Source organism: Actinokineospora globicatena (assembly GCF_024171945.1).
In the GTDB taxonomy this organism is placed as follows: Bacteria; Actinomycetota; Actinomycetes; order Mycobacteriales; family Pseudonocardiaceae; genus Actinokineospora; species Actinokineospora globicatena.
The window spans coordinates 276,417-299,135 of sequence record NZ_JAMTCR010000002.1; the positions used below are offsets into that span (position 1 = coordinate 276,417).

The 22,719-nt window shown below is 70.4% G+C and carries 22 protein-coding genes and 1 tRNA gene; 4 read left to right on the top strand and 19 right to left on the bottom strand.

The genetic code is table 11. The features are described 5' to 3' along the window. Positions 1–4: 4 nt before the first annotated feature. From LV79_RS01330 to LV79_RS01370, 9 genes are all read right to left on the bottom strand, one after another. Complete coding sequence (locus LV79_RS01330; protein ID WP_253831352.1) at positions 5–754, bottom strand: MerR family transcriptional regulator; 750 nt, start codon at positions 752–754, stop codon at positions 5–7. 434 nt (positions 755–1,188) lie between these two features. Continuing rightward, positions 1,189–1,265 (bottom strand) — tRNA-Leu (locus LV79_RS01335). A 90-nt stretch (positions 1,266–1,355) separates the two neighbouring features. Then, entirely contained in the window at positions 1,356–2,681 is a 1,326-nt protein-coding gene (locus LV79_RS01340; protein ID WP_253831353.1) for an NAD(P)/FAD-dependent oxidoreductase, read from the bottom strand. 102 nt (positions 2,682–2,783) lie between these two features. Beyond that, positions 2,784–3,293, bottom strand: a complete 510-nt coding sequence (locus tag LV79_RS01345; RefSeq protein WP_253831354.1) for a hypothetical protein — start codon at positions 3,291–3,293, stop codon at positions 2,784–2,786. Beyond that, positions 3,290–4,615 carry a DUF58 domain-containing protein gene (locus tag LV79_RS01350; RefSeq protein WP_253831355.1) on the bottom strand — a complete coding sequence of 442 codons (1,326 nt, stop codon included), beginning with the start codon at positions 4,613–4,615 and terminating at the stop codon, positions 3,290–3,292. The genes LV79_RS01345 and LV79_RS01350 overlap by 4 nt, the downstream gene beginning before the upstream one ends. Further along, positions 4,612–5,559 carry an AAA family ATPase gene (locus tag LV79_RS01355; RefSeq protein ID WP_253831356.1) on the bottom strand — a complete coding sequence of 316 codons (948 nt, stop codon included), beginning with the start codon at positions 5,557–5,559 and terminating at the stop codon, positions 4,612–4,614. The genes LV79_RS01350 and LV79_RS01355 overlap by 4 nt, the downstream gene beginning before the upstream one ends. A 34-nt stretch (positions 5,560–5,593) precedes the next feature. Continuing rightward, positions 5,594–6,073: a hypothetical protein gene (locus LV79_RS01360; RefSeq protein WP_253831357.1), complete on the bottom strand. Its 480-nt coding sequence runs from the start codon at positions 6,071–6,073 to the stop codon at positions 5,594–5,596. Further along, complete coding sequence (locus tag LV79_RS01365) at positions 6,070–6,747, bottom strand: DUF4129 domain-containing protein (protein WP_253831358.1); 678 nt, start codon at positions 6,745–6,747, stop codon at positions 6,070–6,072. Before LV79_RS01365 ends, LV79_RS01360 begins: the two co-directional genes overlap by 4 nt. Before the next feature lie 44 nt (positions 6,748–6,791). Further along, complete coding sequence (locus tag LV79_RS01370) at positions 6,792–6,965, bottom strand: DUF397 domain-containing protein (RefSeq protein WP_253831359.1); 174 nt, start codon at positions 6,963–6,965, stop codon at positions 6,792–6,794. A 376-nt stretch (positions 6,966–7,341) separates the two neighbouring features. Between LV79_RS01370 and LV79_RS01375 the strand changes: the two genes are divergently transcribed. After that, positions 7,342–8,187, top strand: a complete 846-nt coding sequence (locus tag LV79_RS01375) for a helix-turn-helix domain-containing protein (RefSeq protein ID WP_253831360.1) — start codon at positions 7,342–7,344, stop codon at positions 8,185–8,187. A 78-nt stretch (positions 8,188–8,265) separates the two neighbouring features. On the opposite strand, the gene LV79_RS01380 is transcribed toward LV79_RS01375, so the two are convergent. Further along, the gene (locus tag LV79_RS01380; protein ID WP_253831361.1) at positions 8,266–8,520 is read right to left on the bottom strand and encodes a hypothetical protein; all 255 of its coding nucleotides are present in this window, start codon (positions 8,518–8,520) and stop codon (positions 8,266–8,268) included. 45 nt (positions 8,521–8,565) lie between these two features. Beyond that, positions 8,566–9,261, bottom strand: a complete 696-nt coding sequence (locus LV79_RS01385) for a uracil-DNA glycosylase (RefSeq protein WP_253831362.1) — start codon at positions 9,259–9,261, stop codon at positions 8,566–8,568. Between the two features lie 58 nt (positions 9,262–9,319). Here LV79_RS01385 and LV79_RS01390 point away from each other — a divergent pair, with 58 nt between their 5' ends. From LV79_RS01390 to LV79_RS01400, 3 genes are all read left to right on the top strand, one after another. Continuing rightward, positions 9,320–10,789 carry a S10 family peptidase gene (locus LV79_RS01390; protein WP_253831363.1) on the top strand — a complete coding sequence of 490 codons (1,470 nt, stop codon included), beginning with the start codon at positions 9,320–9,322 and terminating at the stop codon, positions 10,787–10,789. A gap of 106 nt (positions 10,790–10,895) precedes the next feature. Continuing rightward, the gene (locus LV79_RS01395; protein ID WP_253831364.1) at positions 10,896–12,071 is read left to right on the top strand and encodes a helix-turn-helix domain-containing protein; all 1,176 of its coding nucleotides are present in this window, start codon (positions 10,896–10,898) and stop codon (positions 12,069–12,071) included. Between the two features lie 166 nt (positions 12,072–12,237). Next, positions 12,238–12,453 (top strand): hypothetical protein, encoded by a 216-nt coding sequence (locus LV79_RS01400; RefSeq protein WP_092779822.1) that lies wholly within the window; start codon positions 12,238–12,240, stop codon positions 12,451–12,453. Positions 12,454–13,217: 764 nt separating this feature from the next. On the opposite strand, the gene LV79_RS01405 is transcribed toward LV79_RS01400, so the two are convergent. The 8 genes from LV79_RS01405 to LV79_RS01440 all read right to left on the bottom strand — a co-directional run bounded on the left by LV79_RS01405 (position 13,218) and on the right by LV79_RS01440 (position 22,552). Further along, positions 13,218–13,670, bottom strand: a complete 453-nt coding sequence (locus tag LV79_RS01405) for a hypothetical protein (protein ID WP_253831365.1) — start codon at positions 13,668–13,670, stop codon at positions 13,218–13,220. 65 nt (positions 13,671–13,735) lie between these two features. Next, positions 13,736–15,037, bottom strand: a complete 1,302-nt coding sequence (locus LV79_RS01410; RefSeq protein ID WP_253831366.1) for a caspase, EACC1-associated type — start codon at positions 15,035–15,037, stop codon at positions 13,736–13,738. Positions 15,038–15,126: 89 nt separating this feature from the next. Then, on the bottom strand, positions 15,127–16,857 hold the full coding sequence (locus tag LV79_RS01415) for a S8 family serine peptidase (protein WP_253831367.1): 1,731 nt from the start codon (positions 16,855–16,857) through the stop codon (positions 15,127–15,129). Positions 16,858–16,900: 43 nt separating this feature from the next. Beyond that, positions 16,901–17,899 carry an ABC transporter ATP-binding protein gene (locus LV79_RS01420; RefSeq protein WP_253831368.1) on the bottom strand — a complete coding sequence of 333 codons (999 nt, stop codon included), beginning with the start codon at positions 17,897–17,899 and terminating at the stop codon, positions 16,901–16,903. Continuing rightward, positions 17,892–18,926 (bottom strand): ABC transporter ATP-binding protein, encoded by a 1,035-nt coding sequence (locus LV79_RS01425; protein WP_253831369.1) that lies wholly within the window; start codon positions 18,924–18,926, stop codon positions 17,892–17,894. The genes LV79_RS01420 and LV79_RS01425 overlap by 8 nt, the downstream gene beginning before the upstream one ends. Before the next feature lie 4 nt (positions 18,927–18,930). Then, positions 18,931–19,884 (bottom strand): ABC transporter permease, encoded by a 954-nt coding sequence (locus tag LV79_RS01430; protein ID WP_253831370.1) that lies wholly within the window; start codon positions 19,882–19,884, stop codon positions 18,931–18,933. Next, the gene (locus LV79_RS01435; protein ID WP_253831371.1) at positions 19,877–20,806 is read right to left on the bottom strand and encodes an ABC transporter permease; all 930 of its coding nucleotides are present in this window, start codon (positions 20,804–20,806) and stop codon (positions 19,877–19,879) included. The genes LV79_RS01430 and LV79_RS01435 overlap by 8 nt, the downstream gene beginning before the upstream one ends. A 75-nt stretch (positions 20,807–20,881) precedes the next feature. Further along, the gene (locus tag LV79_RS01440; protein WP_253831372.1) at positions 20,882–22,552 is read right to left on the bottom strand and encodes a peptide ABC transporter substrate-binding protein; all 1,671 of its coding nucleotides are present in this window, start codon (positions 22,550–22,552) and stop codon (positions 20,882–20,884) included. Positions 22,553–22,719 lie beyond the last annotated feature (167 nt).

Below are 22,719 nucleotides of genomic sequence, written 5' to 3' on the forward strand. Positions count from 1 at the left end.
GGTGTCACTCGGCCCGCTCCCTGGCCCGCTCGGCCAGCGCGATCAGCCGGTCCCCGAGCACCTCGGGGATGACCCGGCGCGCGGAGCGGTCCACCGCCGCGCCCACCGCGGACATCACCAGCGGGTGCAGCCGGGAGATGACGTCGGCGAAGTGCGGCAGCTCCTCGCCGCTGGGCAGCCAGTCCGGGCCCTTGGGGTCGAGCACGTACCGGCGGACCAGGCCGATCAGCAGCGCGGTGATCCGGTCGGTCTCCGACTGCAGCTCGGCGGCCAGCGCGAGCGCCTCGGCCAGCGGCACGTCGAGCTTGACCAGCTCGTGGCCCGCCTCCAGCAGCTTCATGCTCGGCGCGACCAGCTGCGCGCCGCGCCGGACCAGCACGCCCAGCTCCAGCGCCGTGCGGATGGTCGACGGTGTCACCTGGGTGCCGAACATCCGCACCAGCTGGGCCATGGACACCACTCGCGGCTGCTCGTGCGACCAGGCGGCGCCTGCGGCCTCCTCCAGTCCGAGCACGTCAGCGAGGCTGTGCCCGGCCTGCCAGGCGTCGAGCATCTCCTTGATCTGGGCGAACGCGTAGCCCCGGTCGAGCATGTTGAGGATCAGCCGCAGCCGGGACAGGTGCGCGTCGGAGTAGACCGCCGTCCTGCCGCGGCGGCTGGGCGGCGGCAGCAGCTCGCGGTCCTGGTAGACCCGCACGTTGCGCACCGAGGTGCCCGCCGCGCGCGCCAGGTCGTCGATCCGGTACTCGGCCACCCGGCCGAGCCTAGGCGCTGTCCTGCAAGTCCGGCACGCGCTATCCGCGCCCGCGCGGCCCCTGGCCGCACGGCCGGAAAACCCGAGTACAACCCGGTACGAGCGGCTTCCCGTCCGCGCACCCAGGAACCACGCGGATCACGAATCCCACCCACCGGACTTGCGGGACAGCGCCTAGCCGCCCGAGCCACCGCTCCACAGTGGACACTGCGCCGCGACCGGGCCTGACGTGGTACGACAGCGCGCCCGGCGGGACCGGGGTCGCACCCCGCCCGCCGCTCGGGGCGGACAGCGGCGCACGACACCCGGACACCACCGGGCACACCTGTGTGGACGGACAGCACGACCGCGCGCGCAACGGTGATTCACCACCGCGACTGTGGTCCAGTGGACGATCGCCGAATGGACGTCCCTAGCGGACTGCTGTCCTGCTTTGGTGCCCCCGACCGGATTCGAACCGGCACTCGACCCCTTTTAAGGGGGCTGCCTCTGCCTGTTGGGCTACGGGGGCAGCGGCAGCCTAAGGTGCGACAGGCGGCCTCGGGACGGGTTTGTGACAACTCCGGCCGGGTGGCCCAACCGGAGTTGGGCCGTTTGCCCCTCAGCCCTTGGAGACCCTGGCGAACTCCGCCTTGGGGTCGTTGATCTGGCCCATCGAGATCACCTCACGCCGGAACAGGCCGCCAGTTAACCAGTCCAGCGTGATGCGGACCTTGCGGTTGAAGGTCGGCATCGCCTTGACGTGGTAGGCGCGGTGCATGGCCCAGGCCAGGAAGCCCTTGGCCTTGATGTTGAACACGTCGCCGACGCCCTTGTGCAGGCCGAGGCTGGCCACCGAGCCGATGTTCTTGTGGAAGTAGTCCTTGGGCTCGTCGCCGCGCAGCGCGGTGACGATGTTGCGGGCCAGCAGCCTGGCCTGGCGCACCGCGTTCTGGGCGTTGGGCGCGCAGATCGCGGTGGGGTCCTCGTCGGTGCGCGACAGGTCGGGCACCGCGGCGCAGTCACCGGCGGTCCAGGCGTCGGGCAGGCCCTCGACGCGCATCGCGGCGGTGGCGCGCAGGCGGCCCTGCTTGGTCAGCGGCAGGTCCGACGCGGCGAGCACCGGGTTCGACTTGACCCCGGCGGTCCAGACGATGGTGTCGCTGTCGAACTCGGTGCCGTCCGACAGCACGACGTGGCCGTTCTCGAACGACTTGGCCAGCGTGGACAGGTACACCTCGATGCCGCGCTTCTCCAGCTGCATCACCGTGTAGACGCCCAGGCTCTCGCGGACCTCGGGCAGCACCCGGCCAGCCGCCTCGACCATGACGAAGCGCAGGTCCTCGGGGCTGATGTTCTTGTAGTACTGGGTGGCGAAGCGGGCCATGTCCTCGAGCTCGCCGAGCGCCTCGATGCCCGCGAAGCCGCCGCCGACGAAGGTGAAGGTGAGCAACCGCTTGCGCAGCTCGGGGTCCAGCGTGCTGTCGGCCTCGTCGAGCTTGCTCATCACGTGGTTGCGCAGGTAGATCGCCTCGCCGATGGTCTTGAACGAGATGCCGTGCTCGATCAGGCCGGGGATGGGCAGCAACCGGGCCACCGAGCCGAGCGCGACGACGAGGACGTCGTAGCCCAGCTCCTCGGTGTGGCCGTCGGGCGCCTCGATGGTGACGACCTTGCGGGCGTGCTCGATGCCGCGGGCGCGGGCGGTGATCACGTGGCAGCGCTTGAGGGCGCGGCGCAGCGGCACGACCACGTGCCGGGGCTCGATCGCGCCAGCGGCCGCCTCCGGCAGGAACGGCTGGTAGGTCATGTGCGGCTGCGGGTCGACGACGGTGACCGACGCCTCGCCGGAGCGCAGCTTGCGCTGCAGGCCGAGCGCGGTGTACAGCCCCACGTAGCCGCCACCGAGGATGAGGATCCGGGTGGGCTCCGACTTTCCATGCGCCATGTCCTCATGGTGGCACTGGTGTGGGGTCACCGCGAGGCGCCCCTGTGTTGGTGTGACCCCGGTCGCTGGGGAGTTTCCGCAGGTGTGACGGCCGTCGCGGGCCTATCGGCGCCCCCGACGAGCGGTGATCACGAGCAGTGCGAGACCGGCGATCGACAGTAACGCGATCAACTCCACCGGTTCGGGTGTACGGGTGGTGGGCGACACAGCCGCGATGAGCGCCAAGCCGAGCGCGACGGCCTGGACACCGAGCGCCCGGCGCAGCGGCTGGCGCAACGCCGCCGGGTCGAACCGGGCGCCCTTGGGCAGCAGCCCGGCCAGCGCGCAGCTCAGGTGCAGGGCGTGGACCAGCGGGATCAGCACCAGCACGGCCGGTCGGAGCGGGTCGTCACCGGAGAGCGCGACGCTGAGCGCGGCGCAGCAGATGAGCACCAGCGGGGCCGGTGACGCGGGCAGCAGCACGGACGCGGTCGCGAGGAGGGCGGCGATGGCGAACATGACGGTGGACACACCGCTGAGCCCGAGGTCGAGCAGGATCCCCGCGCACGCCACCCCGGCCGCTCCGCGCAGCCACCACGCCGACCAGCCGCGACCGACGTCGACGGCGCTCACGACCGCACCCGGCGCAGGGTCGCGGCAACGGCCTCCGGGCTGTCGACGACCGCGACCCCGTTGGCGCGCAAGGCCTCGCGCCGCGCCTGGTGCTCGGCGGTCATGACCAGGCGCACCACCTCGCCCCACGGCGTGCCGGGGTCGGCGACCAGCGGCGAGGGCAGCATGTCGACGGCGATCACCAGGTGCCTGCGGGCGGTCGTGGTCGCGGCGGTGACGGTGGCGTCGTCCAGGAACGGGGAGAGGAACACGACCACCGCGCCGGGCGGGACCTGCCGGGGCAGCAGCACCGGTCGCGACGCCCACCCGGCGGCGCGGGAGCAGGCGACCAGCTGGTGGCGCAGGCGGGTGAGCTGGCGCAGGCCGACCCCGGGCGGGAGGGAGAGCTGCGGGTGGCCCAGGTCGATCAGGCCGACGCGGTCGCCTTGGCGCAGGTAGCCCGCGGCGAGCGCGGCCGCGGCGCGGACGGAGTTGTCCAGGCTGCCGCCGGGTCGAACGGTGACACCGGGGGCGGCGGTCGACCAGTCGGCGAGCTCGGCGCTGACGTCGGCCAGCGAGTCGAGCACCAGCACCAGGTCCGCGTCGACCTCGGCATGCTGCTCCCGCACGTGCGGGACGGCCAGCGGGTCACCGGTCGCCGCGCCCGCGCGCAGGGTCACCCGCCAGTCGACCCTGCGCAGCCGGTCCCCCGGCTGGAAGGGCCGCACGGTGCGGAGTTCGACGCCGTCGCCCGGGCGGCGCGAGCGGTGCGCCCCGACCAGGCCGGACGCCCTCGGTGGCAGCGGTCCCGCGATGAGCGGGACGACCGGCGGCAGCACGGTGCGCCTGGTCTCGACGCCGACGACCGGGCCGCTGATGAGCAGCGCGTCGCGGCTGGCGGCTAGGTGATCGGGCCGCAAGTCGACGCCCTCGCCCCAAGCGTTCCAGCGCAGGGTGGCGCGCAGCGTGGTGGCGCGGCCGGAGAGCAGGTGGACGGGGCCGAGCGAGGCCGTGCCGGGGGTGGGCAGGCGGATGGCGAGGAACTCGACGCCGGGGTCGGCCGCGGTGGTGATGGCTGCCTTGGCCCCGTCACCCGCCTCGACGGTGCGGGGCAGCGGTTCGAGGCGCGGGACCGGCGGGCGACCGACCGGCACGGCGAGCGCGGCGATGGTGGCCAGCAGCAGGGGCGCGCCGATCACGACGAGGTCGACCCGGTGCAGGACAACACCGACGCCGACCAGCCCGAGACCGCCGACGGCGCCGCGGAACAGCGCGTCGGTGACCCGCCAGCCCGCGCGGCCCGCGCTCTGGCGCGCGGTGAGGAACGCCAGGACTCGGCTCATGCGCGGGCGGCGGCGGGACCGGGGACCGTGCGCAGCACCTCGGTGACGACCTCGACCGTGCTGGCGCCGGAACTCCAGGTCTCCGGCCGCAGCGTCAGCCGGTGCGCGAGGGCGGGGACGGCGCACTCCTTGACGTCCTCGGGGAGCACGAAGTCCCGGCCGTCGATGACCGCCAGCGCGCGGGCGACGAGCAGGAGCGCCTGGGAGCCGCGCGGGGAGGCGCCAACGTCGACGCTGGGGTGTTCGCGGGTGGCCCGGGCGAGGTCCACGCAGTAGCGGAGGATGTCGGGGTCCACGTCGACCTGCTCGACGGCGGCTTGCAGACCCGCCAACTCGTCGGCGCTGACGACCGGGGCGACGGAGGTCTCCTCCCTGCGGCGGGCCAAGCGGCGGCGGAGCACTTCGACCTCGTCGTCGGCGGTCGGGTAGCCGATGTCGATGCGCAGGAGGAAGCGGTCGAGTTGGGCCTCGGGGAGCGGGTAGGTGCCTTCGTACTCCACGGGATTCGCGGTGGCGAGCACGTGGAACGGCCGGGGCAAGGGGAAAGTGCGCCCCTCTACGGTGACTTGCCGCTCCTGCATGGCTTCCAACAACGCCGACTGCGTCTTGGGCGGCGTCCGGTTGATCTCGTCGGCGAGCAGCAACCCGGTGAACACCGGCCCCGGCCGGAAAGCGAACTCCCGCTCCGCCGGGTCGAACACGAACGACCCGGTGACATCGGCGGGCTGGAGATCAGGCGTGCACTGCAACCGCGCGAACCCCAACCCGATCGCCCCGGCCAAACTCCGCGCCAACAACGTCTTCCCCAACCCCGGCACGTCCTCCACCAACACGTGCCCACCCGCCAGCACCGCGGCCAACGCCAACCGCACCGCCCGGTCACTCCCGACGACAACCGCACCGACCGCCTTGGCGATCGCCTCAGCCGACTCGCTGACGGACATGACTCCTCCACAGTGGACCAGAGCGGATCGCGCTCTACTCGACAACTCTCGATGGCGGGTCCACTTGTGGTGAACCCTCCACAACGGACTTGAGCAACGCCGCGAGGTGGGCCGGGTCAGGCAGGGTGGCGTTGGGGTTGGTGGCCAAGGTGTGCAGTTCCGGGCCGAGGCGGGCGCGGGCGGTGGGGGTGTTGAGGGGTTCGCCGATGGTGTGGGTCAGGGCTGCGGCGAGGCGGGGCTGGATGCGGGTGCGGAAGCGGTGTTGGTCCTCGGCGGCCTCGGTGAGGCGGGCGGCGAGGGTGGCGGGTTGGGGGTGGGTGGCGGAACCGGTCTCGTCGGGGAGCGCGGTCCAGATGGGTTCCAGCGGGCCGGAGAGGCGGACCACCACGGCGGTGACCGCCATGGCGGGGATCGCGATGGCGATGGCCCAGAACAGCGGGATGCCGCCCGGCCAGGTGCCGACCACGACGACCAGGGCGCCTGCCAGCAGACCGAGGGTGAGCTCCTTGATCACGGGCCCACCAGGGAGCGTTCGAGCCGGGCGAGGGCGTCAGCGGCGGCGGTGACGTCCGCGGTGGTGATCACGGCGGACGGGCTGAACCGGGCGCGCTGGTAGGTGCGGCGGAGCGCGCCGAGGGCCTGGGGGTCGGCGGCGTGGGCGACCAGGACGTGTTTGGTGAACTCGGTCGGCGTCTCGTGCGGGGCGCGGGGCGTGCCGAGCTGGGCCGCGCCGTGCTCCAGGGCCAGCCACGCGGCGATGACGGCGTTGCCGGGGTCACCGGCGACGTTGGCGGTGAGCCCCAGGCGAGCGGTGCGCGCGGCGGCGGCGAGGTGCGGCACGGCCGTCACCCCCGCGCCGTCGGCCCGGTCGAGCGACCAGTCGAGCTCGGGCAGCACCGGGCGGGCGCGGCGGCGGCGGACGAACAGGTTCGCCAGCACGCCGACCAGGCCGAAGAGCAGCATCGCGGCGACCGCGAGCAGCAGCAGCCCGGTGCTGATGCCGCTGATGAGGTCGAGCACCGGGTCCGGGTCGGTCGCGGCGGTGGCCGCCGGGGACGCGGTGGGGTCCGGGTCGGTCGGCGCGGTGGTCCCCGGCCCCGCCGGGATCGCCGACCCGCCGCGGGCGGCGACGACCGCGAGCAGCAGCAACGCGGTCGCGACCAGCGGCGGTGCCAGGCGCGGGGACATGGGCGCCAGCTTGCCCCACCGGCGCCCCCCGGACCAGTGCCCGCCTACGCGCGCACGAAGGCGAGCAGCCTGCGCACCGAGCCGCGCGACACCTCCAATTTACGCCCGGGATTCTTCGAATCGCGCACCGAATTCCCGCCGGACCACCTGGCGAGTTCGACGCAATTATGGCTTTCGCTGTAAGAACTCTTTCGCCACTCCGAAAGCACCACGTTCATCAAAGCCCCTCCGCGGTCGGCACCCCCGCCGGGGGCGCAATACCCGGGCATTATTCCGCGATTGTCGGCGAGCCGTGAATCCGCCGCGCGGGTAGCACCACTGCACCGAACGCAGGGCACGCGGCCGCGCACACCACTGACCAGAATATCGACGGAGAGTGACTATCGGCGGTGCTGGAGCTCTCCCCACCGAGTGGCCGAAGTCGGCGAAACGGCGTCCCCGAAGGGGCAGCGGAACCAGGTCGGGGCGTGCTACCTTGCCAAACGCGCCCGAACACGTAGCGCGGTGGCGGACAGCCAAGTAGCACTCTGCCGGGTGACACTCGCTCTATAGTATGACGCCCCGTAGCCGATCGTCCCCCCTCGGAGTCGCACCATGCCAAGACAACGAGACCCCCGCTTCTCCAAGCGCCAGCTCGGCAGGCTCCTGCGGACATTCCGCGAGCAGGCGGGCAAGACCCAGCCCGAGGTCGCCACCACCATGGACTGGTCGGTGTCGAAACTGATTCGCATCGAGAAGGCGGCGGTGGGCGTCTCGACCACCGATCTGCGCGCGCTGCTCGCCGAGTACGGGATGCACGACCAGGAGGTGGTCGCCGACCTCGTCGAGGTGGCCAAGGAGTCGCGCGAGCAGCCCTGGTACGCCCGCTACGACGCGGTCACCAGCGAGCCGTTCCGCCGGCTGCTGGCCTACGAGGGCTCCACCGCCGCGATCCACCAGTTCCACCCGGTGCTGGTGCCGGGGCACCTGCAGACCGCCGACTACGCGCGGGCCGTGCTCGCCACCGTCTACTCCGGCGTGGAGCTGGACCTCGCGGTCGAGTGCAGGCTGCAGCGGCAGTACCGGTTCGAGAGCGACCGGCCGAAGCTGGTCGCGCTGGTCGACGAGGCGGCGGTGCGCCGGACCATCGGCGGCCCCGAGGTGCTGCGCGGCCAGCTGCGGCACCTGCTCGCGCGGTCGGCCGAGGACTGCACGACGCTGCGGGTCGTGCCGTTCACCTCTGGCGCGCACCCGGGAATCGGCGGCGCTTTCATGTTGCTGGAACTGGACGACGAGATCGGCGACACCGTCTTGTTCGAAGAGGCGGCCGGTAAGGACTACCTCGCCACCGGCGACAACGAGGTCGTCACCGGCGCCTGGGAACGGTTCCTCGCGATCGAGCAGTTAGCGCTGTCCGAGGCCGACACCACCACCCTGCTTCGGCAGCTTGTCGAAAGCTGACAGTCCCAACTCGACCGCGCGGTGGCGGTCCGATGTGGGCCGCCACCACCGCCCGTCGACCATGATCGACACCGAGCGTCACCGCCGGGGAATAGCCGTTCCCGTTTTCCCGGAATCGGCATTCGCCAGCACCACGAGGTCGAGCTCGGGCACCGGCAACACCCGAACACGGAGCCTGATCTCCCGCACGGGTTTGTCCAACAGCCTGTCCAGCGCCAGGAAAACAAACCCCCACGACACGAGCACGCCGAGCACCACGACCAGTGCTGTCACAGTGGATACCTCACCAACACCCCGCCTGGACAAATCCCCCACAGCGCGGCGGTAGCGCATGAAGCGAGCATAGCGACACGTGTCAACGCCGCTGTTCGGCCCAGATCAGTCGCCCGACCGGGCGGCCCGGCGCAGGACGTCCTCGACCATGGCCTGGGTGAGCCTGCCGGTGAAGGTGTTCTGCTGGCTGACGTGGTAGCAGCCGAACAGGGTGATGTCCTGGCCGCCGTCGACCGCGGCCAGGCGGTGTTCGGCACCGTGGCCGAAGCGGGGGCGCGGGCTGGGGACCGACCACATCGGGGTCAGCACCGGGAGCAGGGCCTGCCAGCCGAAGGCACCGAGGACGACGATGGCGCGCAGGGTCGGCCGCAGCAGGGCCAACTCCTCGACCAGCCACGGGCGGCAGGTGTCGCGCTCCTGCGGGGTCGGCTTGTTGGCAGGCGGCGCGCACTTCACCGGCGCCGTGATCCGCACACCGCGCAGTTCGAGGCCGTCGCCGATGTGGGTGGCCGTCGGCTGCGACGCCAGGCCGACGGCGTGCATGGCGGCGTAGAGGACGTCACCGGAGCGGTCACCGGTGAACATCCGGCCGGTGCGGTTGGCGCCGTGCGCGGCGGGCGCGAGACCGACGACGGCCACCGAGGCGTCCGGCGGCCCGAAGCCGGGCACCGGGCGGCCCCAGTACTCCTGGTCGCGGAAGGCGGCCCGCTTGGTGGCGGCGACCTCCTCGCGCCAGGCGACCAGGCGCGGGCAGGCACGGCAGCCGGTGACCCGGCGGTCCAGGTCGGCGAGGGTGCTCACAACCGGCAATCACACCACGTCACGACCCCGTCGCGCTCGCGCCGCTAGGGTCGAGGACATGGCACAAACCGATGCGGACGACGAGGCCAAGCCCGTTGTCGAGCCGACCGACGACCTGGTCAGCACCTCCCACTCGCTCACCGTGCGCAGGCGCAAGCTGAACTACACGGCCACCACCGGCCGGGTCGTGCTCCGCCAGGAGGTGACCACCGACGGCAAGTTCGACGGGCACCAGGCCAAGGCCGAGGTGTTCATCACCGCCTACACCCTCGACGGGGCCGACCCGGCGCGCAGGCCGGTCACCTTCGCCTTCAACGGCGGCCCCGGCTCGGCGAGCGTCTGGCTGCACCTGGGCCTGTTCGGGCCGCGCCGGGTGGTCAGCGGCGACGTCGGCGACCTGGCCGCGCCGCCCTACGGGCTGGTCGACAACACCGAGACGCTGCTGGCGCACAGCGACCTCGTCTTCATCGATCCGGTGTCCACCGGGTACTCGCGCGCGGTCAAGGGCGAGAAGGCCGACCAGTTCCACGGCTTCGGGGCCGACATCGAGTCCGTCGGCGAGGTCATCCGGCTGTGGACCTCCCGCAACGGGCGCTGGATCTCGCCGAAGTTCCTCGCCGGTGAGTCCTACGGCACGACCCGCGCGGCCGGGCTGGCGCACCACCTGCAGACCAGGCGCGGGATGTACCTCAACGGCCTGATCCTGATCTCCTCGGTGCTCGACTTCGGCACCCTGTACTTCACCCCGGGCAACGACACCCCGTACCCGCTGTTCCTGCCCAGCTACGCCGCGATCGCGCACTACCACGGCCTGCACGGGGACCGGCCGCTGCGCGAGGTGCTCGACGAGGCGGAGGCCTTCGCCGCCCGGGACTACCCGTACGCGCTCGCCAGGGGTTCTCGACTGTCCACTGAGGAGCGGGAGACGGCGGTGGCCACCCTCGCGCGGCTGACCGGCCTGAGCCCCGACTACGTCGACCGGGTGGACCTGCGGGTCGAGCACGTTCGCTTCTTCACCGAACTGTTGCGCCACCGCAAGCAAACCGTCGGGCGGCTCGACGGCAGGTTCACCGGGTGGGACACCGACTACGGTCGTGAACGGTTCAGCGACGACCCGACCAGCGCGGGCATCATGGGCGCCTACACCGCTGGTATGAACCACTACCTGCACGCGGAACTGGCCTACCCCAACGACTTGCCCTACGAGGTGCTCAGCTTCGAGGTGAATCGATCCTGGTCGTTCAAGGAGTTCGAGAACGCGCACGTCACGGTCACCGACAAGCTCTCGGCGGCGATGCGGGCCAACCCGCACCTGCGGGTGCACGTCGCATCCGGGTACCACGACGGCGCGACCCCGTACTTCGCCACCGAGCACTCGTTGGCACAGCTCGACATCCCCGCCGAGCTGCGCGACAACATCGAGGTTTGCTACTACGAGGCCGGGCACATGATGTACGTGCACGAGCCGTCCCGGTTGCGCCAGTCGAAGGACATCGCCGCGTTCATCGGGAAAACCGTTAGCGGATAAGCGGTTACCCCGCGGACCCCGACGCCGTACGCTGGGCGGCGTGGCCCCCGGCCGGTCCGGCCGGGGGCGGTCTCAGCTGAGCCTCCCTTCGGCGAAGGGGTCGAGCGTGAGCGATATCGGGCGCCGCCTGCGGCAGATCCGCAACGCGCGGGGCAAGTCGCTTGCGGTCGTCGCGGGCCTGGCTGGCATCTCGCCGTCCTACCTGAGCAGGCTGGAGTCCGGGCACCGGGCGCTGGACCGGCGGTCGCTGATCATGTCGCTGGCGCGGGCGCTCGACGTCGCGCCGACCGAGATCACCAACGTCGCGCTCTCGTCCCCCGGCGAGGCGGAGGAGGACCGCTCGCTCGGCGCGGTCCGGCTCGCGTTGTTCGGGGCGGCCATGCACGTCGAGCGCGGCCGGGTCTGCGGGATCGACGAGCTGCGGGCCAGGGCCGACCACCTGCTGGAACGGCAGCGGCAGTGCGACTACGGGCTCGTCGGCGCCCAGTTGCCGGATCTCATCGACGACCTGCACACCACGTTGGCCGCCGGTGGTGACCGGCAGGAGGTCTTGCGGCTGCTGGTCATCACCCACGTGCAGGGCACGCAGGCCTGGTTGGGTGACATCGGCGCCAGCCAGGACCTGGGCTGGCAGGCGGCCACCCTGGCCGCCGACGCGGCGCAGCGGCTCGACGAGGCCGCGTACCTGGCCGTCAGCGGGTTCGGCACCGCGTTCGGGCTGATCGGGGCCGGTGGGTTCGACCTGGCCCAGCGGGTGCTCGACGACACCGACCCGGGCACGGCGGGCAACACCGAACTGCAGATGTCGGGCATGTTGACGCTCACCAGGTCGCTGGTCGCCGCCGCCAAGGGCGACCAGGGCGAACGGGCCGCGGCGCTCGACCACGCCGAGGACCTGGCCGGGCACGCCGGTGAGGGCAACGCGCTGTGGTTCGGCTTCGGCCCGTCCAACGTCGGCGTCTGGCGCATGACGGTGGCCCTCGAGGCGGGCGAGCACGCCGAGGCGGTCCGGATCGCGAGCACGGTCGACCCGAACGTCCTGCCGTCACCGACGCGCAAGTCGGCGTACTGGCGCGAGTACGGCCGAGCCCTGGCGCGGATGCCCAACCGCCGCGACGAAGCCGTCCTGATGCTGCGCCGCGCCGAACGCATCTCGCCCGCGCGTGTGCACCGGCACCCGTTCATGCACTCCGTGCTCGCGGAACTGTTGGCCCGCGCCCGCGACGACGCCATCGGCCGCGAACTGCGCGGACTCGCCTACCGCGCGGGATTGCTGACGTAAGGTCCCATATGCGTTCCCGCTCATGGGTTTGCGCGGTGCGCCGAACGGGGGACCTTGCCACAGTGGCAAAGCCCGCCACCCACCCGCTCCTAGCGTTGACCGCGGTGGAGGAGGTGGTGGGCGTGGTCGGGGAGATCGGGTCCGCGGCACGGATGGGTGGCACGGTGTGACGGCGACCCCGGAGCAGGTCGACACGGCACGGGCGATCGTCCTGCTCGCCGCCAAACTGGACACGCTACCCACCCGGCTGCGCGACTACGCCTCCGGTCTCATCATCGGCTGGGCCTCTCCCGAACAGGCCGACGCCCTGGCCGACGCCCTTGAGGAGACAGCACGACAGATCCGCCTCAACCGACCGAGGTTCGTGCTGACCATGGAATGACCCCCTTCCACCACAGGGCAGCGGGTCCCGCCGAGACCGACTCGACGGGGCCCGCTGTCATCCACCCCAGCGGTGGCCCGTCCGCAGTGGAGCCAGTGGGACAATCCAGTACGTGGGAGCGCGGACCAACTACGTCGTAGTCGAGAACGGCACCCGGGAGCTGTACTACTCCCACTGGGGCGCACAGGAGCTCGACGTCGGTTGACCGACCTGATCCGCTACGTCGGCGAGGACCCCGCGCTCACCCGCGCCAGGAAAGTCCTGGACTCCGTGACACCCGCCCCGGTCAAGAACGCCGACTGCCTCGTCACTATCCGGGACACAGACGGCGTCCGGGCCTATGCGGTGTACCAGGCCATGTGCGTCGCACTCGGCCCCGCCATCGCGAACCAGCTACCGCCACCGGGAACGATCACCCACCTCGACCGCTTCCTCCAGCCAGGCCTGCACGTCGACCTGACCACCCGCACCGCGGGTCACTGGACCTTCGACTACCTCCACATCGACTTGTCCACAGTCAGGACCGCTGGCGCGGCTGGGGCCTCCAGTTCTGGGAGGACAACCACCGCGCCCACGCCGCCAACCGCGCGGACCTGTTCCCCTGCCCGACCTCGACCTGCCAAAGGGCTTCGACATCCTCACCAAGCGCGTAGCCGAATTCGACCAACCCGATCCTGTACCCCGAGCCCAAGAAGCGGCGATCGTGGCCGAGGCTCGCGTCCTGCTCTGGCACAGGAGCAGCCGGCGCTGTCCACTGTGGAGCTTTACGGTCTACCGGTGTTGGCTGTCGGCAGCGGCGGGGTGCCTTGGTCCTCGGGGATGTCGTGCAGGTTGACGAACCAGTGGTCGTTCACCCGGTTGAGGAAGATCCGCTCGCTGAACACCTCACCCGATGCGGTGCGCCCGACCAGGTTGACGGAGGCCTGGTGCGGGGCGGGCCCGTACCGGACCCGCCGGTCGCCGATCGTGATCCCCTTGCCGCCGCTGGTGTCGAACCGCCGCTTGATGCCAGCGTCCAGGGTCGGTCCGTCGGTGATCGAGAGATCCCGCAACCGCGCCTCGTCCCACCGGTTCAGCGCGTGGACATAGATCCCAGCAGCGTCCTCCGGCGACTCGGCCCCAGACCCCACGGTCCGCTCACCCCACGGCGCCCACAGAACCACCCCCACCACTGCGGCGACCAAGACCAGGGCCAGAACGAGCCATCGGCTAGTCACACCGTCCGGTATACGCCGATTCCACTTGCCCCGCAACGGAATCAAGACTTCCCGCCGCTCGACGGCTAGTCGCAGGTGACCGGCGGGCGGGTCTCGCCTGCGGGAAGCTTCTCCGGGGAGCGGTAGTCGTTGGTCACGATGACCAGCACGCCGGGCGAGGCGTCTTTGATCCCGTCGAAGCGGGACTCGCAGCGGGCGCCGAGGTCGGTGGCCACTTTCTCGGCCAACTCCCGCTCGTACTGGTCGCCTGCGCGGAAGTAGATGGTGGTCATCGGGATCGTACCGCCGGAGTAGTTGCCACCTGGGGCGACGTCGTACCCCAGATCGCCGATGTCCTCTGCCGCCTTCGCCCCTAGGCCAGGAACGGAGGAGTTGTTGTACACCTTGATAACCGGCTTCTCGGTGACCGATGTGGGGGCGGTCGGCGTGGTGGTAGTGGTGGTCACGACGGCGGGTTTCGCGGGAGCTGAGGTGGGTGTCGGAGAAGAGGAGGTCGGGGCGTGGAGCGCGTCGAACGGGTCTGGAGTGAAGCTCTCGTAGGCGAACCAGCCCGCGAAGGCGGTGGCGATACCCAGGGCCGCGGCCACAACCACCGTCCCCCAAGGGAAGCGGCGGCGTTCGGCGACGGGCGGCAGTGGACGCGGGTGGTGCACGGGGTTCCGGGCGAGCGCGAGCAGGCCCGCGTTGTGCGAGCCCGCGCTGCCGGGTAAGGGATAGCCGTGGGCGGACATGCGGGAGTGGACCGCGCGGTAGATGTCGTCCAGGCCGAGGAGTTCCGAGTCGTTGGCGACGCCGTGGGTCAGGACGTGCAGGAGTTCGCCGGTGAAGGCGGTGTGGGTGTGGCCTCTGGGCGCGAGAGCGACAGCGTTGGGTGGTGTGGCGGCGAGGGTGTACGTGCCGGTGACCTCGACCTGGCCGACGACCGTGCCCATCGCGTCGGGGAGGGCGCGGCCGCTGAAGCAGCAGTCCAGGACCAGGACCCGGTTGGCGGCGGGCGATTCGCGCAGCACCTCCCGCACCACGTCGAACGCCAAGGCGCTGACCCGGACCTCGTCGGGGTCCGTGTCCGACAGCGCCAAGTGCAGTTCGCCCTTGCCCGGACTGATCAGGCCGTGCCCGGCGAAGTAGACCAGGACCGTGTCCTGCGCCTTGGTCTGCTCCCGCAGCGCCCGGTACACCTCGCGCACCGAGGTCGGGTTCGCCAGCACCACGCAGTGCTCCGGGGCGAACCCGCCCAGGTCCGGGTCGGTGAGGGCGGCCGCGAGGTCGCGCAGGTTCGCCCGGACGGCCGGGAGGTCGGGCAGGCGCTGGTAGTCGGTGGTTCCGATCAGGATGGCCCGGGAGCGGGCGGGATCGGGCAGGCGCATCGACGTCCCTCGGCAGGCGGCGGGTCCGGGACGACGATAAACGAAAAGGCCCCCCGGGTGCACCGGGGGGCCTTCGCGTGGAACTGGTGCTACTTCAGGAACTTGCGACCGCCGGTCACCGCGTTCCAGGCGTCCACGGAGCCGTGGCCGTAGAAGCTGTTGAAGGAGGCGGTGCCGGTGCAGGTCGCGTTGAACTCGGCCGGGCGGCCGATGGGGGTGTAGTCCACCGTCCGCGGGGTCGGGCAGGCGATCTCGGCCGCGGTGCCCTCGAGGACCCGCTTGACCTTGTCCGGGGACAGCGACACGCCGTTGCGGGTGTAGTCGCCGTACTGGGACACGATCAGGGCGGCCACGCCGGAAGCGTGCGGCGAGGCCATCGAGGTGCCCTGCAGGTACTGGTAGTAGCCGCAGGTGCCGTTGGGCTTGCAGGCCTTCTGGACCCCGAGCGCCTCACCGTCCGGGGTGATGTCCCCGGCCTCGTCGATCGCCCCTTCGGTCAGTGCGACGTTGCGGGGGTAGGACGAGAGGATGAGGTTCTCGTTGGTGCGGTACCAGTCGGTGCCCAGGCCGTCGCGGAAGTACCCACCCGGCGCCGACACCGAGATGCGCTCGGTGCCGTAGTTCGAGTAGTCCGCCTTGGCCTGCGACGGGCCGTACGCGCTGACACCGATGGCGTGCGGGCCCTCGATCGGCAGCGAGAAGCACGTCGCGTTGTCGATCGTGCGCAGGTACGCCGCGCCTGCCGGGTAGTCCGGGCTGCTGGAGTCGGGCAACGGGTTGCCCAGGTCCATGTGCCCGTTGCCGAGCGAGACGATCTGGCTGACGCCCTTGCGGTGCGCGTACTCCATCGCCCGGTTGATGGACCGGACGATCAGCCGCTGCTCGGCGCGCTGCTCCGGGCTGTCGGCCGGGTTGTTGGCGCAGTTGTAGAGCCACGGGTCGACGTAGAACGACATGTTGACCACGTCGATGCCCGCGTCGCCCGCGTAGGTCATCGCGTCGACGACCGGCTGCAGGAAGAAGTAGCCGGAGTCCTGGCCACCGCGGATGTTGACGATGGACACGTTCGGCGCGACACCGGAGATGCCGAAGCCGTCGGCGGCCGCGGCGATGGTGCCCGCGACGTGCGTGCCGTGCCCGCCGTTGTCGACGTCCGCGGGGTCGACGCAGCCCCGGTACTCACAGGGGCCGTCGACGACCTCGCCGTTCTCGTCGAACGGGATGTCGCGGGTGAAGTTGCGCGACAGCGCCCGGTCGAAGTTGGGCGCGATGTCCGGGTGCGACGCGTCGACGCCGGTGTCCAGGACACCGACCTTGACCCGCTTGTCCCCGGCCTGCTTGGTGCGGGCCAGGTCCGAGCGCACCGCGGACAGGCCCCACGCCAGCGAGTCGAGCGGGTCGAGACCCGCCGTCGACGCCTTCGGGGCCTTCTTCTTGCCCACCTTGGCCGAACGGCCCTCCTGCTCGACGGCCTTGGCCTTGGCCGCCTTGGAACCGCGCGGCGACTGGCCGATGGACTTCGAGCGGGCGGCCGTGTCGACCGCCCTGTTCCCCGCGAGTCGGGCGGTGAAGCCGTTCTCGGGAGCGGTGGCGGTGATCAGACCAGCGGCCTTGTTGCTGGTCACCACGGTGCCACCGGCCGCGCGCACGGCGGCCTCGACCGACTCGACGGACGCGCCGTCAGCGGTGAGGACGTTGAACTCGACGGTCTTGCCGGACAGTGCTGGCTGGGCGTGGGCCGCGCTGGGCGCGACGAACCCGGCCAGGGTCACCACCAGCGGAACCGCGAGCGCGGCACCGACCAGTTTGCGACGATTCACGCGAACTCCTCCTCGTGCACCATCCCTGAGGTCTGCCCCCGACTCAGGGAACGATCGACTTCTCCTCGGCGAAGTGGCAGGCGCTGGGGTGGTTGGCCACCCTGGTCACCAGCTTCGGCGCCTCCTGCGCGCAGATGTCCTGCGCCTTCCAGCACCGGGTGCGGAACCGGCAGCCCGACGGCGGGTCGACCGGGCTGGGGACGTCGCCCTCCAGCCGGATGATCTGCCGGGAGCTGCGCAGCTCCGGGTCCGGCACCGGCACCGCCGAGAGCAGCGCCTGGGTGTAGGGGTGGGTCGGGTGCTCGTAGATCTCCTCTTCCGTCCCGATCTCCACCACCTTCCCCAGGTACATCACGGCGACCCGGTCGGACAGGTGGCGGACCACGGACAGGTCGTGCGCGATGAACACGTACGACAGCCCGAACTCGGTCTGCAGATCACCGAGCAGGTTCATCACCTGCGCCTGGATGGACACGTCCAGCGCCGAGACCGGCTCGTCGCAGACGATCACCTTGGGCCGCAGCGCGAGCGCGCGGGCGATGCCGATGCGCTGGCGCTGACCGCCGGAGAACTGGTGCGGGTAGCGGTTGATGTGCTCGGGGTTGAGCCCGACCACGTCGAGCAGCTCGCGCACCTTCTTCGCCCGCGAGCCCTTCGGCGCCACCTCGGGGTGGATCTCGAACGGCTCGCCGATGATGTCGCCGACGGTCATCCTCGGGTTGAGCGAGGTGTACGGGTCCTGCAGCACGATCTGGATGTCGCGGCGCAGCTTGCGCAGCTCGCCGCCCTTCATCTTCAGGATGTCGCGACCCTCGAAGGTGGCCGTGCCGCTGGTCGCGGGCTCCAGCCGCATCAGCACCTGGGCCAGCGTCGACTTGCCGCAGCCGGACTCGCCGACCACGCCGAGGGTCTCGCCGCGCTTGAGGTCGAAGGACACGCCGTCGACCGCGCGCACGTGCCCGACGGTGCGCTTGAACAGCACGCCGACCCGGACCGGGAAGTGCTTGACCAGGTCGCGGACCTCGATGATGTTGTCAGTCACCGCTGATCAGCTCCTCGGCGAAGTGGCAGGCGCTGAGCCGACCTGGGGCCAGGCGGTGCTGCGGCGGGACCTCGGTCTTGCAGATGTCCTGCACGCGGGGGCACCTCGGGTTGAACGGACAGCCCTTGGGCACGTTGAGCAAGCTCGGCGGCAGCCCCTTGATGGTGCGCAGCTCGGTGCCCTTGAGGTCGAGCCGGGGCAGCGAGTCGAGCAGCCCCTGGGTGTAGGGGTGGCCGGGCTTGCGGTAGAGGTCGCGCGCGAGCGACTGCTCCACGATCCGCCCGGCGTACATGACCGCGATCCGGTCGGCGACCTCGGCGACCACGCCGAGGTCGTGGGTGATCAGGATCAGGCCCATGTTCCGCTCGACCTGGATGTCCTTGAGCAGGTCCATGATCTGGGCCTGCACGGTGACGTCGAGCGCGGTGGTCGGCTCGTCGGCGATGAGCATCTCCGGGTCGAGCGCGAGCGACATCGCGATCATCGCGCGCTGCCGCATGCCGCCGGAGAACTCGTGCGGGTACTGGCGCACCCGGCCCTTCGCGTTCGGGATCTTGACCTGGTCGAGCAGTTCGACGGCGCGCTTGCGGGCGTCCTTTCGCGACATCCCCCGGCGCAGCCGCAGCTGCTCCTCGATCTGGAAGCCGACGGTGAAAACCGGGTTGAGCGCGGAGAGCGCGTCCTGGAAGATCATGGCGATGCCCGATCCGCGCACCTCCCGCCGCCGCCGCGCCGAGGCCTTGAGCAGGTTCTCGCCGTGGAACCGGATCTCGCCGCCGGTGATGAAGCCGGGCGGCATGTCCAGGATGCCCATGATCGTCTGCGCGGTCACCGACTTGCCGGAGCCGGACTCGCCGAGCACGGCGAGCGTCTCACCCGGCTCGACCCGGTAGCTGACGCCGTTGAGCACCTTGGCCACCCCGTCGCGGGTGCGGAACTCGACGAACAGGTCGTCGACCTCCAGCAGCGGGGCCCCGGGGACCTGGCCTGGTTCTTCGAAGTCCACTTCGGACTGTGTGGTGGTCATGGCGCTACCTCGCCTTGGGGTCCAGCGCTTCGCGCACGGCGTCGCCGAGCATCACGAAGGCGAGCACGGTCGCGGTCAGGAACGCAGCGGGGAACAGCAGGCTGTGCGGGGCCACCCGGATCACGTCGCGCGAGTCCGAGATCATCACGCCCCAGGACACGACCGGCGCGCGCAGCCCGATGCCGAGGAACGACAGCGTCGCCTCCGCACCGATGAACGCGCCGAGCGCGATGGTCGCGTAGACCAGCACGGGCGCGACCGCGTTGGGCAGCATGTGCCGCAGGATGATCCGCGACGTGCTGGCGCCGAGCGCGCGGGCGGCCTTGACGTAGTCCTGCTGCTTGGCGGCGATGGCCGCCGACCGCATGATGCGCATGCACACCGGCCACGACAGGATCGAGATGGACAGCACGACCAGGAAGATGATCTGGGTCGCGCTGGTGTCGCCGCTGGCGCGGAAGCTGGACAGGATGACGATGGCGCCCAGGACGAAGGGCAGGCCGAAGAACACGTCGGCGATGCGCGACATGAGTCCGTCGAGCCAACCGCCGTAGTACCCGGCGAGCAGGCCGAAGGTCGATCCGATGAGGACGGTGAGCAGGGTCGCTGCCACGCCGACGATGATCGACGCCCGGCTCCCGTAGATGGTCCGGGAGAACAGGTCGTAGCCCTGGTTGTCGTAACCGAACCAGGCGGCCGCCGAGGGTCCCTCGCGGCTCTTGCCCAGCTCGGCGTAGTTCGGGTCCACCGAGGTGAACAGGCTCGGCCAGAACGCCATGAGCAGCACGAGCAGGATCAGCGCCGCGGAGACGATGAACAGGGGTCGCCTGCGCAGGTCGTGCCAGGCGTCGGAGGCGAGGCTGCGGGGCTTGTTGCCCTTGACCTCGGCGTGCTCTGCCGCGGTGACGAACTCCTCTGGAGCGGTCGTCACCGCGCTCGCGGTGCTCGGGTCAGTCATAGCGGATCCTTGGGTCGAGGACGGCATAGAGCAGGTCCACCAGCAGGTTCGACAACAGGTAGACCATCACCAGCAGCGTGACGACGCCGGTGACCGTTACCCCTTCCTTGCCGATGATGCCGTCGTAGACGAGACTGCCGATGCCCTTGATGTCGAAGATGCCCTCGGTGACGATGGCTCCGCCCATGAGGGCGCCGAGGTCGGTACCGAGGAACGTCACCACGGGGATCGCGGAGTTGCGCAGCAGGTGCACGCCGACGACGCGCCGCTGGCGCAGTCCCTTGGCGGTCGCCGTCCGGACGTAGTCCGCGCGCTTGTTCTCCGCGATGGAGGTCCTGGTCAACCTGGTCACGTAGGCCATGGACAGGCTGCCGAGGACGAACCCGGGGACGATGAGGTGCTCCCACGGCGCTGGTGAGGCGGAGACCGTGGTCTTGATCCACTTGAGCTCGAACCCGAGGGTGATCTGCAGGACGAAGCCGGTGACGAAGACGGGCAGCGAGATCAGGAACAACGTGGAGACGAGCACCAGGTTGTCCAGGAAGCCGCGGCCGCGCAGGCCGGTCAGCACGCCCGCGGCGAGGCCGATGACCGCTTCGATGGCGAGCGCGACGAGGGCCAACCGGATGGTGTTCGGGTAGGCGTCGCCGATGAGCTCGCCGACGTCGAGGCCGCGGAAGGTCTCACCGAAGTTGCCCTGCAGCACGTTGAGCATGTACTTGCCGTACTGCACGACCAGCGGGTCGCCGAGGTTGAACTTGTCCATCATGGCCTGGACGTAGGCGTCCGGGCAGGGGCGGTCGCCGCACTTGCCCGCGAACGCGTCGCCGGGAAGGCTCCAGACCAGCCAGTAGATCAGGAAGGTGGTCCCGATGAACACCGGGATCAGCTGTAGTAGTCGTCGGAGGACGTAGCGTCCCATTGTCTCTCCCAACCTGACTCCGGGCCGGGGGCGCGGGATCGCCGCACCCCCGGCCCGGAGTGGAACTGGTGTGAACTACTTCTTCTTGACCGTCACGCTGGTCAGGTCCAGTTCACGCAGCGAGCTGAGGCGGGCGTTGTCGAGCCGCTCGGACCAGCCGTACTGGGCGGTCTGGTTCCACAGCGGGATGACCGGGAAGTCCTCGGCGAGCACGCGCTCACCCTCCTGGTACAGCTTGTTCGCCTCTTCGACGCTGGGGGCGGAGTCCGCCCGGGCCAGGATCGCGTCGAGCTTGGGGCTGGAGTACTCACCGTCGTTCGAGGAAGCGCCGGTGCGGTACAGCTGGTTCAGGAAGTTCTCGATCGACGGGTAGTCCGCGATCCAGCCGGTGCGGAAGATCGCGTTCATCTGCCGCGCGTTGATCTTCTGGCGGGTCTCGGCGAAGGTCGGGATGGGCTCGTAGAGGCACTCGATGCCCAGCGCGTTCTTGATGCTGTTGCAGGTCGCGGTCATCCAGTCCTTGTGCCCACCGTCAGCGTTGGTGGAGAACTTGACGGTGCCCTTGAAGCCGGACTTGGCCAGGTACTCCTTGGCCTTCTCCGGGTTGTAGGTGCACAGGTCGCCGCACTGGCCCTTGGCGTAGCCGGGGACAGCCGGGTTGACCCAGCCGTCGGCCGGGATGCGGGTGCCGTCGAAGATCTTGTCGACGATCTCCTGGCGGTTGATCGCCAGCGACAGCGCCTTGCGCAGGTCGGCGTTGGTGTAGGTCGGGTCGTAGTACGGGAAGGTCAGGGTCTGGTTGCCCATGTACGGGGTCGACCCGTTGCGGCCCTCGAGGTCCTGCTTGTACTTGCCACCGGCGATGCCGGTCGGCGGGATGGTGTCGAGGAAGTCCAGGTCACCGCCGACGATGGCGGTGTAGGCGGCCTCGTTCGACTCGAAGATCTTGAACGTGAGGTCCTTGAACTTCGCCTTGTCGTCACCGGCGTAGTCGTCGTTGCGGGTCAGCACGATCTCGGCGTTGGGCTTGCGCGAGACGAACTTGAACGGGCCGTTGCCGACCGGCTTGGCCTCGAAGCCCTTCTGGTCGCTGAAGAACGAGTCCGGCAGCGGGAAGAAGGGGTTGTAGCCCAGCTTCAGCGGGAAGACCGCGAACGGGGCGGTGAGGTTGACCTCGAAGGTGGTGTCGTCGACGACCTTGAGGCCGGACATCTCCTTGGTGGTCGGCTCCGGCGCCTTCTGCGGGCCCGCGGTGCCGTCCGGGTCCTCGGTGTGCACGTCCTTGTAGCCCTGGACCTGCTCGAAGAAGCTCGCGCCCTGCTGCCCGTTGGGGCTGTAGGCGGTGTAGTTCCAGGCGTCGACGAAGTTCTTGGCCTTCACCGGGGTGCCGTCGTGGAACTTCCAGCCCGCGTTGAGCGTGATCTTGTAGGTCTTGGAGTCGGTGGTCGCGATCTCCTTGGCCACGGCGTTCTTCGACTCACCGGTGACCGCGTCGTACCTGGTCAGACCGGTGAACAGCGCGCGGATGACCTTGCTGCCGCCGCTCTCGGTCGTGTTACCGGGCACGAGCGGGTTCTCCGGCTCGGTACCGAAGGCCGACAGCGCGCCATCGGCGTCAGCGGCCCCGGTGTTGCCACCGGTGGTGCCGCCGCTGCCGGTGTCCTCGCTGCCACCGCCACACCCCGCGATCGTGAGCGCGAGTGCAAGCGGCATCACCGATGCCGCTATCCAGCGTGGTTTGCGCATGGGTCTCCTCCCAGGCTAGTTCGACGTGCTCGGGCTTGGTACGCCCAACGGCAGTCGTCGATCGCGGAGCGGAACCGCCCGCTCCGAAAGTGAGTGGAAGTTAACCGGAGGGGTGAGTCAGCAGGCGATCGACAGCGTCACAAACGAGTCACAATCAGCGCGAGTTC